This is a genomic window from Aminobacter carboxidus (assembly GCF_014863355.1).
Classification (GTDB): domain Bacteria; phylum Pseudomonadota; class Alphaproteobacteria; order Rhizobiales; family Rhizobiaceae; genus Aminobacter; species Aminobacter carboxidus.
In genome coordinates, this window is record NZ_JACZEP010000005.1 from 145,056 (window position 1) to 159,690 (window position 14,635).

Sequence of the window (14,635 nt, forward strand, 5' to 3'; positions counted from 1 at the left end):
GGCACTATGCCAAGCGCCAGCGCTGCGTGCGCAGCATCAGCCTCCTTGAGAGGCGATCGAAGACGAAGCGTATCGACAGCGAGCTGAGGAATATCAGCACCGAAAGCGCGGCCGCGCTCTGCGTGTAGCCGAACTCCTCCATGTTCAGGATCGCGATCGAGGATAACATCGTGTCGGTCGTGTAGATGAAGATGACCGCCGATGTCGTCGTCATGGCGTGCATGAACAGATAGGACGAAATCTCCAGTATCGCGGGCAGGCTGATCGGCACCGTCACGCGGAAGAACGTCTTGTAGAAGGGAGCGCGAAGGGAGGCCGATACGGATTCGAACTCCGGGTCGATCTGCTTCAGGGCGGTCAATGCGATGATGTGACAGACCGGGTAATAATGAATGACAGAGCTCAGGACCAGGATCGCCATGGTGCCATAGATGAAGTTCAGCGGATTTTGTGGGCTGGAGAAGAAGAAGATGTAGCTCAGGCCCAAAACCAGGCCGGGAATCGCCATCGGAAGTGTCGCCGAAAAGTGGATGATCTGGCGAACCGCCGTGTTGTACTGACCTTTTTCGACCAGGTACGCTCCAAGGAAGACGATGGCCGTGCCGATGATTGCCGTGGCCAGCGCCAGAACGAGCGAATTGACATAGACTTCCCAGCCCTGGCCGCTGGACGAGCTGAAATCATAATGCGCCAGGCTGAAGGACAGATCGTAAGGCCAAAAGCCGACCAGCGATGCATAAACGCAGGTGCCGACCATCAGCACCGACAGTCCGCCAATGACCGAACAGTAGAGCAGTGCGGCACCGTCGCCATACAGGCTGGCCTTTGGCTGCAGCGGCACGGTCCGCGCCCCCAGTGTCGATGCCTGTCGGCGGGTGATGTATCGATCCGCCCAGAATGCCAGCACGGCCGGGATCAGCAGGAAGACGCCCGCAACCGCGCCCATCTCAAAATTCTGCTGGCCTACCACCTGCTTGTAGATGTCCGTCGCCAGCACATTGAACTCACCGCCGATGATCTTGGGGACGCTGAAATCGGTGATCGAAATCGTGAATCCGGCGGTAAATGCGCTGAGCAAGCCGTATCTCACCCCCGGCAGAGTTACGTTCCAGAAGATGCGAAACCTGCTGGTCCTCATCGACCACGCCGCCTCATAGAGGCGGGCGTCGGCGGTGCGCAGGGCGGTGGTCAGGATCAGCAGGGCCACCGGAAATATCAGGACGACATGGCCAATGGTGATGCCTATCGCACCATAGACGCTGTAGCCGCCAAGCAGCCATTTCGCGAAGCCCTGATTGCCGAGCAGGTACTGCAGTGCAATCGCAGGCATCATGGTCGGCGCGAAAAGCGGAAACAGGGCCAGCGTGCGAAACAGCGGCTTCATCGGCATGCAGCTGCGCGTCAAGGCATAGGCATAGGCAAAGGCAAGCACCGTGCTGATCGTCGATACGGCCAGCGCGAGCACCAGGCTGTTGGTGATCGAGCTGCCGAGCGCGGGCGTAGCCAGATAGGTCGCGAAATTGGCAGTGCCCGCAAACAGGCCATCCGCAGTCATCAGGCTTTTTGAAAACAGCGCGGCCAGAGGCATGAGGTAGGCGCAGAGAAAAAAGGCGACGAAGGCCCAGCAGATCCAGCGCATCAGCCGTTCGTCGGTGCTCATGGCACGTGCTTTCCTGCTCTCAAACAGCCCAGGCATTCCGTCCAAAGTGCTCATTGCGCATTTCCCCGTTGTCGATGCAAGTCGGCCATTTCGGAAGCCCGATTGGTCATACAGATGACCGAAAATTACCGAACTGTCCAGAAATAATCAAAAACCACATTGTAACGGTCGCAAATCGGTAGTACCGTTTTGTGGTGAACGGGTCTCTGGAGCCATCTCCGAACCTGCCGGCTCGCAAGGCCAGCCCGTCGCCAAAAAAAGCACGTGCCAACCATCAATGGGAGTTGAGGATGTCAAAAGAGCAAACAGGTATCTCGGCAGCGCTGGTCGCAGGATTGCTCGCGATCGCTCCGGCCCTGAGCACAACGGCGGCACAGGCCGCCGAAACCATCACCGTCTACACGACGGTGGCACCCGAACAATTGCCGATCTACGAGCGGAGCTTTCGCGCGTCCAACCCGGATATCTCCATCAAATGGGTTCGGGATTCGACCGGGGTGATCGCAGCGAAACTTCTGGCCGAGGGTGCAAACACATCGGCGGACATCGTCTTTTCGCTTGCTTCGGAAAATGTGATCCAGCTCGACAAGGCCGGCTTGCTGCAACCTTACGAGCCGGCCGACTATCAGGGCCTAGATCCTAAGTTCAAAGACAATCAGTCGCCGCCGCATTGGTCTGGCGTGTTCGCATATATGGCGGCGATCTGTTTCAACACGATGGAAGCCGAAAAAGCCGGGTTGCCTTTGCCCAAGTCCTGGGAGGATCTTCTCGATCCCCGCTTCAAGGGCAAGATCGTCATGCCCAATCCCAGTTCGTCGGGCACCGGCTACATCTCGGTTTCCGGTTGGCTCCAGACCCTGGGCGAAGAAAAGGCTTGGACGTTCATGACCGGCCTTCACGACAACGTCGCCATGTACACCCATTCCGGCTCCAAGCCGTGCATCCAGGCGGCGAGCGGGGAGTTTCCCGTCGGCATTTCCTTCTCGTCCGAAGCCCTGCAGCTCAAGAAGCGCGGAGCTCCGATCGAAGTCGTCATGCCCACCGAAGGTGTCGGCTGGGCCCTTTCTTCGGCTGCGATCTTTAAGTCGTCGAAACAGCCGGAAGCCGCGAAGAAATTCATGGACTGGGCAGTCAGTGTCGAAGCCAACAAGGTCTATGCCGGGCTTTGGGAAGTGATCGGCCGGCCGGAGCTGAAGGGGACGGTGGAAGGTCTTCGCGATGTGCCCGAAAAGTTGATGATCAACAATGACTTCCGCTGGGCCGCCGAGCATCGCGACGTGGTGCTGAAGCAATGGCAGGACCGCTTCGGCGTTAAATCCGAGCCCAAGCCCAAACCCTGAGACGAGCCAGGCACGTAACAGACTGCACGGTTGCGTCCGTCTTGGGCGCAGCCGCCACCAATCAACAAAATCGCGGGTTATGTCGGCTTCGCCGGCCGTTTCCGCGCGCCCAACAGACGGAGCAAAGACATGCTTGAGCATGGAATTCAGGCCTATGTTGACGAGGTCAACAGCACTCTTTCCAAGATCGCGGCGCCCAACAGCGCCGCCGGACACAGGGAGTTTCGTGAATCCCTGATGGAGTTTTTTCCAACGCGGTTTCCGGCCGGCATGACAATCCGAAACCGCTTCATCGAGGCGCCGGGCAGACAGATCGGCATCCGCATCTATCGGCCGGCCGGTTGGCAGGAAGGCGGCGGCGCGGCCTTGTTCTTTCACGGCGGCGGCTTCGTTTCCGGAAGTGTCTTCACCCATGACATCTACGCTGCCGGCATAGCCGAAACGGCAGGCGTGCAAGTCATCAGCATCAACTACCGTCTTGCTCCGGAAAACCCATATCCGGCAGCCTTCGATGATTGCTACTTCACGCTTGAGTGGCTTGCACAGAACGGCGCCGTAATGGGGATTGACCCCGAACGCATGGTCATCGGCGGTGACAGCGCGGGTGGAAATCTAGCCGCTGCGTGTGCACTCAAGGCACGGGACAAGGACGGGCCGACCGTGCGCCTGCAATATCTGATCTTCCCTTGCCTGGACACCGATTTCAACCTGCATAGCTATCTTGAAAACAAGAACGACCCCTTCCTGAAGCGCTCGCAGATGATGGGTTTCTGGAAAGACTACCTGAGTGGCCGCTACGATCTGGACGACTATTATGCCCTGCCGTTGCGTTGCCCGGACTATTCGCGCTTGCCGGCGGCCTATATCGTCACCGCCGATCATGATCCTCTCATGGATGAGGGCGAAATTTACGCCAGGAAGCTGGAGGCGGCAGGCGTATCGGTTCAGTATCGCTGCGTCGAAGGCGCCATGCATGGCTTCCTGAGAGCCCGCTTCACCAGCAAACTGGCAGCTGCGGAACTCGAACAGCTCGGACGGACAATCAGGGAAGCCGTGATGCGCTGAGCGCATCGGAGCTTGCTGACAGCCAGAGCCAAACAACGAGGCGCTCGTGAACATGCTCAGAAATGATACGGTTGCGGCCTATCTGGAGATCAAGGATCTCTGGAAGGCGTTCGGCGAGTTCCAGGCCATCAAGGGTGTCTCGCTGGCCATAGAACAAGGTGAGTTCATCTGCTTTCTAGGCCCGTCAGGCTGTGGCAAGACGACACTGCTGCGCGCAATTGCCGGCCTTGACCTGCAGACACGCGGTACGATCTTGCAAGGCGGCAAGGACATCTCCGCCCTGCCACCATCCAGGCGCGACTACGGCATCGTCTTCCAGTCCTATGCGCTGTTTCCCAACCTGACGATCGAAAAGAACGTCGCCTTCGGCCTGGAAAACACCAAGCGTCCCCGCGCTGAAATCGCGGCGCGCGTCGACGAATTGCTGACCCTTGTCGGCCTAACCGCTCAGGCAAAGAAATATCCGGCTCAGCTCTCTGGCGGCCAGCAGCAGCGCATCGCTTTGGCCCGCGCGATAGCAATCTCACCGGGCTTGTTGCTGCTCGACGAGCCGCTTTCGGCGCTCGACGCAAAGGTGCGAGTGCACCTTCGCCACGAGATCAAGGAGCTACAGCGAAAACTAGGCGTCACCACCATTATGGTCACCCACGATCAGGAAGAAGCGCTGTCGATGGCGGATCGTATTGTGGTGATGAACCAGGGCGTCATCGAGCAAGTGGGTACGCCGATAGAGGTGTATCGCCAACCAAGGACGCTTTTTGTCGCTGACTTCATTGGGGAAACCAACAAGTTCCCTGTCGAGGTCGTGTCACCACGTGAGGTGGCGATCGCCGGGGCCGTATTAGATTGCGCGCCGCACCAACTGGCTTCCGGTGTCCGGGCAGTGGCGGTCGTTCGACCGGTCGATGTTGTTCCTTATGGTCCAAACACCGGTGACGTCGCCAGCCCGGGTAACCTGATCGAGGTCAGCGTCACCGAGATGGAGTTCCTCGGCGCGTTCTGGCGCACCCGGCTCGCCGCCGACCGACTTGGCCAGCAGGGCCTTGTTGCCGACTTCTCGATCAATGCAGTCCGCAGGCTCGGCATCGCAGCCGGTGTTTCGATGCGGGTGGAATTGCCGGACGAGCGGCTGCTTGTCTTTGCTGGCTGATTGCGACAATCGGCGAGAAAGTTCGCGGCGGTCCGTTTGTCGAGCTCTGTCTATCGTGTGCGGCGATGCGGGCCAGGCTAAATCTTACAAGTTGCGACCAATGGTCGGCTATCGAACGGCGGTGGTCTGTCAACGCAGCTCAGGGTCAGGTCACGACAATCCTCGCGCCGACTTCAAGGTCCGCTATCTAAGGTCTGAGCGCCAAAGCTGCCGGTCTCCTGTCGGCCCCGGTTGTGACGCACCACAAGGCGCCCCTTCTCGGCCATGTGAGTATCACAAGCTAGTTGCAATTTCATCGTCTTACAGATGTCGCGTTGGCCGCAAGCCGAACTCGTCAATGACGATTTGACGCCTACGCCTGCAATACGGAGAGGTCCAGAAACAACTCGAGTGCTTCGGGATTGGCGAGCGCTTCCTTGTTCTTGACCACGCGGCCATGGACGATGTCACGCACGGCAAGCTCGGTGATCTTGCCGGACTTGGTGCGCGGGATATCTGTCACGGCAATGATCTTTGCCGGCACATGGCGCGGGCTGGCGCCGATGCGGATCTTGGTGCGGATGCGCTTTTCGAGCTCGTCGTCGAGGGCAATGCCCGGCGCGAGGCGGACAAACAGCACGACACGCACGTCGTCGTCCCAATCCTGGCCGATGCAGATCGCTTCGGCGATCTCCGGCATCTGCTCGACCTGGTTGTAGATCTCGGCGGTACCGATGCGCACACCGCCGGGGTTCAGCGTCGCATCCGAGCGGCCATGGATGATCATGCCGCCATGGGCTGTCCATTCGGCGAAGTCACCATGGCACCAGATATTGTCGAAACGCTCGAAATAGGCGGCGTGGTACTTTTTCCCGTCGGCATCGTTCCAGAAGCCGAGCGGCATCGCCGGGAACGCCTTGGTGCAGACGAGCTCGCCCTTCTCTTCGCGCACCGGCTTGCCGTCATCGTTCCAGACATCGACGGCGAGGCCGAGGCCGGCGCCCTGGATCTCGCCGGTCCACACAGGCGCGGTCGGCACCCCGAGCACGAAGCATGACACGATGTCGGTGCCGCCCGAGATCGAGGCGAGGTGAACGTTGGCCTTGATGCCGTCATAGACGAAGGCAAAACCTTCCGGTGACAGCGGCGAGCCGGTCGACGAGATGGTGCGCACGGTGGACAGGTCGTGGCTGTCGATTGGCCGCAAGCCAGCCTTGCGCACCGAGTCGATGAACTTCGCTGAGGTGCCGAAATAGGTCATCTTCTCGGTCTGGGCGAAGTCGAACAGCACGTTGCCGTCGGGATGGAAGGGCGAGCCGTCATAAAGCAGCAGCGTTGCCTCCGAGGCCAGGCCCGTCACCAACCAGTTCCACATCATCCAGCCGCAGGTGGTGAAGTAGAAGAAGCGGTCGCCGGGCACCAGGGAGGCATGCAGGCGCTGCTCCTTAAGATGCTGGATCAGCGTGCCGCCGGCGGAATGGACGATGCATTTGGGAATGCCGGTCGTGCCCGAGGAGAACAGGATGTAGAGCGGATGGTCGAAGGGCAGGGCCTCGAACGTCACTGGCCTTGCCGCGAATGGCGCAAGCGCATCGTCGAGCGCCTCGGCCTTGGCAATGCCTGAGGCCACATCCTTCGCCGTGCCGAGATAGTCGACGACAAGCACCTTGGCGGCACTCGTCAGCTTCGCTGCCACCGTTGCGATCTTGGCCGCGACGTCGATGCGCTTGCCGGCATACCAGTAGCCGTCGGGAGCGATGAACAATTTCGGCTCGATCTGACCGAAGCGGTCGAGTACGCCCTGTTCGCCGAAGTCGGGCGAGCATGACGACCATACAGCCCCGATCGAGGCCGTCGCCAGCATTGCGGCCACCGTCTCGGGCATGTTGGGCATCATCGCCGCGATCCGGTCGCCTTTGCTTACGCCCAGCGACACGAACAGCTGCTGCAGCTGCGATACCAGCGCCGAAAGTTCGTCCCAGCTGAGCCGGCGCTCGACCTTGTCCTCGCCACGGAAGACGATGGCCTCGCCGTTGCCCGAGCCGCGCAACAGGTTCTGCGCGAAGTTCAGGCTGGCATCGGGGAAGAACTTCGCCCCGGGCATCTTGTCACCGTCGGCAAGTACGCGGCCGCCCTTTTGGCCGATGACGCCGCAGAATTCCCAGACCAGGTCCCAGAACGCCTCGCGCTCGCCAATCGACCAGCCGTGCAGCTCGGCATAGCTTGCGAACGGCCGTCCGGCACGCTCGCCTGCCGCAGTCATGAACGTCGTCAACGGCGCTGCCGCGACTTGCATTGCAGTAGGCGTCCAGAGCGGGGTGGAAACGGACATCGGCGCGGTCCTTTGTCGGGTGGCAGCGGGCAAGGCAAACAGGCTTGCGCTTCGCCAGATGTTTAATTATATAAACATCCATGAGTCAACTTTCGAAACCCATCGTCATTGTCTCGCAGATCGACCCGACCTGGCGGGACTACAACGGCCACGTCAACTACGCCGCCTACGCCATGGCGGCCGACCCGGCGATCGATGCGATCTATGCCGCAGCAGGGCTCGACTGGAACTATCGCAAGAGACAAAGCCGCTCGGATTACGTTGTCGAAAGCCGCTTCTTTTACCTTCGGGAGATCAGAAGTGGCGGAAAGATCGAAGTTCGCGCCCGTCTTGTCGATTTCGACCGCAAGCGCACGCATATCTATTGCGAGATCCGCGACCACGACAATGGCAGCCTCTCGGCCACGGCACACATCGTTTCGCTGCATGTCGACTCGGCCAGAGCCAAAAGCGCCGAGTTCGAGGACTTTGCCTTGGAGGGCTTCGCCGCACTCAAGGCCGAGCATGACCAGTTGCCGGTTCCCGATATTTTCGACGACACGGTCACTCTGACGCGCCGTCTCGGCCAAGCCCGGGCTGCTCCCGCCGCATGAAAGTTTGCCCGCCGCGCATGAAGCGAGGCGAGCCCTTCTTTTCGCGAACTTCAGTTGGTCAGATCGAGGGCCGAGGCGGCCTTGAGCACATTGACCAGCGCTTCGTCGCGGCGTGCCGCCACTTCGCCGACAGATCGTTTTGCGAAGAAGGTTTCTGCCTGGGCGATGACCGTCTCACGCAGTTCGTCGGTCATTGTCGGCTGCCCCAACTCGCCCCAACTGGTTGCGATCTCTTCTTCAAATATCTCGAAATAGCGCCGCATGCCTGTGCCGCCGCCGAGCGCGTAGGTCAGGAATGGTCCCATGAAGGCCCAGCGCAAGCCCGGTCCGAACCGCACAGCATTGTCAACGTCTTCTACGGTGGCGGCGCCCGTTTGGATCAGATGCATCGCTTCCTTGAAGATCGCGTTCTGCAGCCGGTTGGCGATGTAGCCAGATATCTCCTTGGCAAGCACCAGTGGTTGCTTGCCGATATCGCGATAGAAGGCCTCTGCCTTGGCAACAGCCCATTCGGCGGTCTTGGGCCCGGCGACGATCTCGACCAGCGGAATGAGATAGGGTGGGTTGAAAGGGTGGCCGACCAGACAGCGTTCGGGATGAGTACAGGCCGACTGCAGCCGCGAGACGAGTAGGCTCGACGAACTCGAGGCGATGATCGCCGTATGCGGTGCTGCAGCATCCATCTCGGCAAACAGCCTGATCTTCAGCTCTTCGCTTTCCGGCCCGCTTTCCTGCACGAAGTTGACGCCTTCCAGCGCTTCGCTGAGGCTTGATGCGATCACGATCTCGGGGATGCGCTCGGGCACCGAGGCGTCGAGGCCGCGCAGAATCGGCCATGCTTTGGCGATCTTCTCCGGCAGCTGAGCAAGGCTTCCTGGATTGGGATCGAAAGCCTTCACCACCAGCCCTCGCGACAGGAAGTAGGCAGCCCAGCCGGCCCCGATGGTGCCTGTGCCGACCACCGCGATAGTCCTTATTTCGTTCATTTCAACTCCCTTTCAATTCCGGCAATCTATCGGCGGCAACGGTCGCTGACATCCCGCTCAAAGCGCCTTTTCGAGTTCCGGCAGGATGACGAACAGGTCGCCGACGATGCCGTAGTCGGCAACCTGGAAGATCGGGGCTTCCTCGTCCTTGTTGATGGCGACGATAACCTTCGAGTCCTTCATGCCGGCGAGGTGCTGGATCGCACCCGAAATGCCGCAGGCGATGTAGAGATCGGGCGCCACCACCTTGCCGGTCTGGCCGACCTGCCAGTCATTGGGGGCGTAGCCGGCGTCGACGGCAGCGCGGCTGGCGCCAACGGCTGCACCGAGCTTGTCGGCGACGGGCAGGATGACTTCCTGGAACTTCTCCGACGAACCGAGCGCGCGGCCACCCGAGATGATGATCTTGGCCGAGGTCAGCTCAGGACGATCGCTCGCCGACAGCTTGTTTTCGACGAAGGTCGACAGGCCCGGATTGGCGGCTGCCGCAACGGTCTCGACAGCGGCGGAACCGCCTTCGGGTGCGGCCTGGAACGAGGCGGTTCGCACGGTGATGACCTTCTTGGCATCAGGTGCCTGCACCGTCTGGATGGCGTTGCCGGCATAGATCGGGCGCTTGAAGGTGTCGGCCGAGACGACCTCGATGATTTCCGAGACCTGGGCGACGTCGAGCAGGGCGGCGACGCGCGGGGCGACGTTCTTGCCGGTCGAGGTCGCTGCCGCAACGATGGTGTCATAGTTGGGGGCGAGCCCAACGACCAGCGCTGCCATCGGCTCGGCGAGGCGCTCGGTCAGTTCGTCGGCTTCGGCGAGCAGAACCTTGCGCACGCCCTTGAGCTTGGAAGCAGCATCAGCGGCTGCCTTGGCGCCCTTGCCGGCAACCAGCACGTCGATGTCGGAGCCGATCTTGAGCGCCGCCGACAGCGCCTTGGCGGTCTGGTCGGAGAGCGAAGCGTTGTCGTGGTCGGCGATGAGGAGAATTGCCATGTTGTTGATCCCTTTCCGCTTCGCTTACAAAACGCCGGCTTCGTTGCGCAGCTTGTCGACCAGCTCGGCGGCGGTCTTGACCTTGATGCCCGCCTTGCGGCCGCCTGGCTCCTCGGTCTTCAAAACCTTGAGGCGCGGAGCGACGTCGGCGCCGAAATCGGCGGCCGACTTTTCGTCGAGCGGCTTCTTCTTGGCCTTCATGATGTTGGGCAGCGAGGCATAACGCGGCTGGTTGAGGCGCAGGTCGACAGTGACGATCGCCGGCATCTTGAGCGCCACCGTCTGCAGGCCGCCGTCGACTTCGCGCGTCACATTGGCCGTGTCGCCAGCGAGTTCGATCTTCGAGGCAAAGGTGCCCTGGGCCCAGCCGAGCAGGGCTGCCAGCATCTGGCCGGTCTGGTTGGAATCGTCGTCGATCGCCTGCTTGCCGAGCAGCACCAGGCCCGGCTTCTCAGCCTCGACCACGCCCTTCAGCACCTTGGCGACGCCGAGCGGCTCGACGGCTTCGTCGACCTTGACCAGGATCGCGCGATCGGCACCCATGGCGAGCGCGGTACGCAGCGTTTCCTGCGCCTGGGCAGGTCCGATCGAAACGACGATGATCTCTCCGACCTTGCCGGCTTCCTTGAGGCGGATCGCCTCTTCGACCGCGATCTCGTCGAACGGATTCATCGCCATCTTGACGTTGGCGAGTTCGACGCCCGAGCCGTCCGTCAGGGTCCTGACTTTGACGTTGGGATCGACCACTCTTTTTACCGTCACCAGTGCCTTCATTAAACAGCCTCAATTGTTGCCTGTAAAAAATAATCGACTTATATGGGCAAAATATCGGATAATTGCGGATATAGAAAGGGTCTTGTTTAAAAAATCAAACCGCCCTATGGTGAGGCGACTGAAAAACAGGTGCCCCCAAATGCCTATCGATAACGAATTCCGCAAACAGATCCTGGCCAGCGTCGAGCGTTTCGTCACCGATCGCGTCACCCCGCGCGCTGCCGAGATCGACGCCACAAACACCTTTCCAGCTGACCTCTACAGCGAAGCCGCCAGCCTCGGCGTATTCGGCCTGTGGGTGCCCGAGGAGTATGGCGGCATCGGCCCCGACATGGTCACGCCGCTCCTGATCTCCGACATCATCGCCCGTGTCAGCCCGTCCTTTGCGCTGATTTTCTCCAACTGCGGCGATGCGGTTACCCCGATCGTTAATTTCGGCAGCGACGAGCAGAAGCGCCGTCTGCTGCCAGGCATTGCCGCCGGCACGACCATTCCCTGCTTCGCGCTCACCGAGCCCGGTTCGGGTTCGGATGCGGCCTCGATCTCAACCCAGGCGCGGGCTGCGGAAGGCGGCTATCGCATCAGCGGTCGCAAGATGTGGATCACTAATGGCGGTGTCGGCGATGTCTTCACCGTCTTTGCCAAGACCGACCCGGAAGCCGGCAACAAGGGAATTTCGGCGTTCATCGTCGAGCGTGGCGCCGAAGGTTTCACCATCGGCCGCAACGAGGACCTGATCGGCCTGCGCGGCAGCCCCGCCACGGAACTGGTGTTCGAGGACGTCTTCGTTTCAGCCGACCAGATGCTGGGTGAGAAGAACCGGGGCTTCAAGATCGCGATGTCGACACTCGACGAGGCCCGGCTCAATTGTTCGGCCATGGCGCTCGGGGCTGCCACCGGTGCGCTTGAATGTGCGATCAACTATTCGAAAGAGCGTGTGCAGTTCGGCAAGCCGATCATCGAGCACCAGGGCCTGGCGTTCCTGTTGGCCGACTGTGCCGCTCGCCTGACAGGCTCACGCGCCATCTGGCAGCGGGCGATGTCGATGCTCGAGCAGTCACGCAGCCGCGAGGCAAGCACGATTGCGGCCATGGCCAAGCTGCTTTGCACCGAAACCGCGATGCGCGTGACGACCGAATGCGTCCAGGCGATGGGCGCCAATGGCTTGTCCAAGGCCTATCCGGTCGAGCGCTTCATGCGCGACTGCAAGCCATTCGAGGTGTTTGACGGCACCAGCCAGATCCAGAAGCTGCTGATCGGCCGTCATCTTGAGAAATATGGATTGCCGGAGATCTCGCACGAAGAGATCGCGGCGCTGGGAATTGCGGCCGAGTAGCCCGCACCAATCTGGAGACTGACATGAGCAAGGGTACTGTTTTCGCCACCGGCGCCGCCGGGGGCATCGGGGAAGCTACGGTCGCGCGTCTGCTGGACGACGGCTACACCGTGGTCGCGGTTGATCTGAGCAGCGAGGGTCTGGAAACGCTGGCAAAACGTCATGCCGGCCAGAAACTGCATACTGTCCGGGCCGACTTGACCGACGAGAAGGCGGCACGTGCCGCCGTGCACAAGGCCAGGGAGATGGCCGGGCAGATCGACTATCTCGTCAACCTGATCGGCTGGTTCGGCACGCAGCCCTTCGTCAAGGAAGACTCGGCCTACTGGCGCAAAACCATCGCCATCAACTTCGAGGCGCTGCTCTACGTCACGCATGAGATCCTGCCGGAGATGATCGAGCGCAAGAAGGGCAAGATCATCAATATCACCTCCGACGCCGGCAAGGTCGGCCAGAGCGGCGAGGCGGTCTATTCGGGCATGAAGGGGGCGGTCATCGCCTGGACCAAGAGTCTGGCGCGCGAGAATGCCCGCTACGGGCTGAACATCAACTGCACCGCACCCGGACCGACCGAAACCGCGCTCGAGCTGGCGCAGGATCCGGACGTCATCGGCCGGGTCGTCAAGGCGATCCCGTTCCGCCGCTTCGCCAAACCCTCGGAACAGGCGGCGATGATTTCTTTCCTGTGCTCGAAGGACGCCGACTTCATCACCGGTCAGGTCTACAGCGTCAGCGGCGGCCTGACGATGATCTGATCGGGCAACCGATCCCGCACGCATCTCATAACTAGGGAACACAGCCATGGTCATGGCCATCGACTTTCTGTGCAATCATTTCACTGCCGACAGCATAGCCAAGAACTACCTCCACAATGAGGAAGAGGCGGCACGCTTCGCCCAAATCGGCCTGACCGACAACCTGGTTGGCAACGATCCCGAGGTCTTCCTTGCCGAGATGTCCAAGATCGGCGTGGAAAAGCTTCTGGTACCCTCGATCGTCACCTGGTCCTACTGGCGCTCTGAGCCGGTCGAACACACGACGCCTGAGGAAGTCATTGAGATTCGCAAGGCGGCGCCCGAGCGCATCTTTGGTCTTTACGGTGTGGATGTGCGCAAGCGCATGGACGGTGTGCGCGAGCTTGAAATGCTGGTGCGCGAACACGATTTCCGAGGCATTCACATCCACCCGCATGGCTTCGGTTTCCCTCCTGACCATGCCTACTACTTTCCGTTCTATGCCAAGTGCGAGGAACTCGGCGTCCCGGTGGTGATCTCGATGGGCCATACGGTCGATCTAATGCCGATCGAGAACGGTAAGCCGATCCATCTCGACAAAATCGCGCTCTACTTTCCCAATTTGAAGATCGTCTGTGCTCACACCGGCTGGCCCTGGGTCGAGGAAGCCATCGCGCTCGCCTGGAAGCATCCCAACGTCTTCATCGGTACCTCAGCTTACAAGCCCAAGAACTGGTCGCCACAGCTGGTCAAGTTCATCAACAGCTGGGGCAAGGGCAAGGTTATGTGGGGCACCGACTTCCCGCTGATCATGCAGAAGGAATCGATCGAGCAGGTGAAGGCTCTGGGCCTGAAGCCGGAGGCAGAGGCGTCGCTTCTGCACGGTACAGCCCAGCGCGTCTTCGGCCTCTGATCCACTTGTTACAAGGAGTTTGACTATGAGCGCAGAATCCGGCCTCGAAGCCACTTTCGAAAACGGCGTTGCCAAACTGATGATCCGCCGCGAGCGGCGCCGCAACGCGCTCGATGATGCCACGATGGAGGCGCTGCGTGACGCGCTGATCACGGCCAAGCGCACTGGCATCGGCGCTATTGTGCTCTGCGGTGAGGGTACCAAGGCGTTCTGCGCCGGTTCTGACCTCAAGGAGATGGCCGATCAGAATTATGATGAGCGCCTGCTGCATACAGAACTAGGGCAGGAGATCGGTGATTTGATCGAGGCGCATCCGGCCGTGGTCATCGCCGGCATTGAGGGGTATTGCCTCGGCGGCGGCCTGGAACTGGCTTCCGCTTGCGACTACCGCATCGCCGGCCGCGGCGCCGTGCTGGGCTTGCCGGAAGTCGCCATCAATGCGCTCCCGTCCTGGGGAGGAACCGTGCGTATCCCCCGCATTGTCGGTGTCGGCCGTGCCCGCGAACTGGTGATCTTCGGCCGCATGCTGAGCGGTGCTGAAGCCGAGCAGTGGGGCCTCGTCGCCCGCGCGGTCGAAGATGGCACGGCTGTAGCGGCCGCCATGGACCTGGCAAACAAGATCGCCACCGGCCATGATCGCAAAACGGTGTCGATTGCCAAGCATTTGCTGAGCTTCGGCTACGGCATTCCGGCGCGCAGCGGACGCCATCTGGAGTATCTTGCCGACATGAACCAGCTTGGCAGCGATGCGGTCGAGCAGGGCGTGGCCAAGTACAAGAGCTGACG

13 protein-coding genes are annotated in these 14,635 nt (G+C 60.8%); 8 read left to right on the forward strand and 5 right to left on the reverse strand.

The features are described 5' to 3' along the window. Positions 1-4: 4 nt before the first annotated feature. Entirely contained in the window at positions 5-1,660 is a 1,656-nt protein-coding gene (locus IHE39_RS17240) for a putative 2-aminoethylphosphonate ABC transporter permease subunit (RefSeq protein ID WP_192567327.1), read from the reverse strand. Positions 1,661-1,950: 290 nt separating this feature from the next. Between IHE39_RS17240 and IHE39_RS17245 the strand changes: the two genes are divergently transcribed. The 3 genes from IHE39_RS17245 to IHE39_RS17255 all read left to right on the forward strand — a co-directional run bounded on the left by IHE39_RS17245 (position 1,951) and on the right by IHE39_RS17255 (position 5,215). After that, entirely contained in the window at positions 1,951-3,000 is a 1,050-nt protein-coding gene (locus IHE39_RS17245; protein ID WP_192567328.1) for a putative 2-aminoethylphosphonate ABC transporter substrate-binding protein, read from the forward strand. Positions 3,001-3,129: 129 nt separating this feature from the next. After that, positions 3,130-4,065 carry an alpha/beta hydrolase gene (locus tag IHE39_RS17250; RefSeq protein ID WP_192567329.1) on the forward strand — a complete coding sequence of 312 codons (936 nt, stop codon included), beginning with the start codon at positions 3,130-3,132 and terminating at the stop codon, positions 4,063-4,065. A gap of 52 nt (positions 4,066-4,117) precedes the next feature. Continuing rightward, on the forward strand, positions 4,118-5,215 hold the full coding sequence (locus tag IHE39_RS17255; protein WP_192567513.1) for a putative 2-aminoethylphosphonate ABC transporter ATP-binding protein: 1,098 nt from the start codon (positions 4,118-4,120) through the stop codon (positions 5,213-5,215). Between the two features lie 352 nt (positions 5,216-5,567). Here the strand turns inward: IHE39_RS17255 and IHE39_RS17260 are convergent, their stop codons facing one another. After that, on the reverse strand, positions 5,568-7,526 hold the full coding sequence (locus IHE39_RS17260) for an acetoacetate--CoA ligase (RefSeq protein WP_192567330.1): 1,959 nt from the start codon (positions 7,524-7,526) through the stop codon (positions 5,568-5,570). An 80-nt stretch (positions 7,527-7,606) separates the two neighbouring features. Between IHE39_RS17260 and IHE39_RS17265 the strand changes: the two genes are divergently transcribed. After that, positions 7,607-8,119, forward strand: coding sequence for a thioesterase family protein (locus IHE39_RS17265; RefSeq protein ID WP_192567331.1), 513 nt, complete (start codon positions 7,607-7,609; stop codon positions 8,117-8,119). Positions 8,120-8,169: 50 nt separating this feature from the next. On the opposite strand, the gene IHE39_RS17270 is transcribed toward IHE39_RS17265, so the two are convergent. The 3 genes from IHE39_RS17270 to IHE39_RS17280 are packed head-to-tail and all read right to left on the reverse strand — an operon-like array spanning position 8,170 to position 10,866. After that, positions 8,170-9,105 (reverse strand): 3-hydroxyacyl-CoA dehydrogenase NAD-binding domain-containing protein, encoded by a 936-nt coding sequence (locus tag IHE39_RS17270; protein ID WP_192567332.1) that lies wholly within the window; start codon positions 9,103-9,105, stop codon positions 8,170-8,172. Between the two features lie 57 nt (positions 9,106-9,162). After that, complete coding sequence (locus IHE39_RS17275) at positions 9,163-10,092, reverse strand: electron transfer flavoprotein subunit alpha/FixB family protein (RefSeq protein ID WP_192567333.1); 930 nt, start codon at positions 10,090-10,092, stop codon at positions 9,163-9,165. Positions 10,093-10,116: 24 nt separating this feature from the next. Further along, entirely contained in the window at positions 10,117-10,866 is a 750-nt protein-coding gene (locus IHE39_RS17280; RefSeq protein ID WP_192567334.1) for an electron transfer flavoprotein subunit beta/FixA family protein, read from the reverse strand. Between the two features lie 139 nt (positions 10,867-11,005). Between IHE39_RS17280 and IHE39_RS17285 the strand changes: the two genes are divergently transcribed. Genes IHE39_RS17285 through IHE39_RS17300 form a run of 4 tightly spaced genes read left to right on the forward strand, consistent with a single transcriptional unit; the run spans position 11,006 to position 14,633 of the window. Then, positions 11,006-12,202, forward strand: coding sequence for an acyl-CoA dehydrogenase family protein (locus IHE39_RS17285; RefSeq protein ID WP_192567335.1), 1,197 nt, complete (start codon positions 11,006-11,008; stop codon positions 12,200-12,202). Positions 12,203-12,225: 23 nt separating this feature from the next. Then, on the forward strand, positions 12,226-12,957 hold the full coding sequence (locus IHE39_RS17290) for an SDR family NAD(P)-dependent oxidoreductase (RefSeq protein ID WP_192567336.1): 732 nt from the start codon (positions 12,226-12,228) through the stop codon (positions 12,955-12,957). A 46-nt stretch (positions 12,958-13,003) separates the two neighbouring features. Further along, the gene (locus IHE39_RS17295; RefSeq protein ID WP_192567337.1) at positions 13,004-13,849 is read left to right on the forward strand and encodes an amidohydrolase family protein; all 846 of its coding nucleotides are present in this window, start codon (positions 13,004-13,006) and stop codon (positions 13,847-13,849) included. 25 nt (positions 13,850-13,874) lie between these two features. After that, positions 13,875-14,633: an enoyl-CoA hydratase/isomerase family protein gene (locus tag IHE39_RS17300; RefSeq protein WP_192567338.1), complete on the forward strand. Its 759-nt coding sequence runs from the start codon at positions 13,875-13,877 to the stop codon at positions 14,631-14,633. The last annotated feature ends 2 nt before the right edge of the window (positions 14,634-14,635 follow it).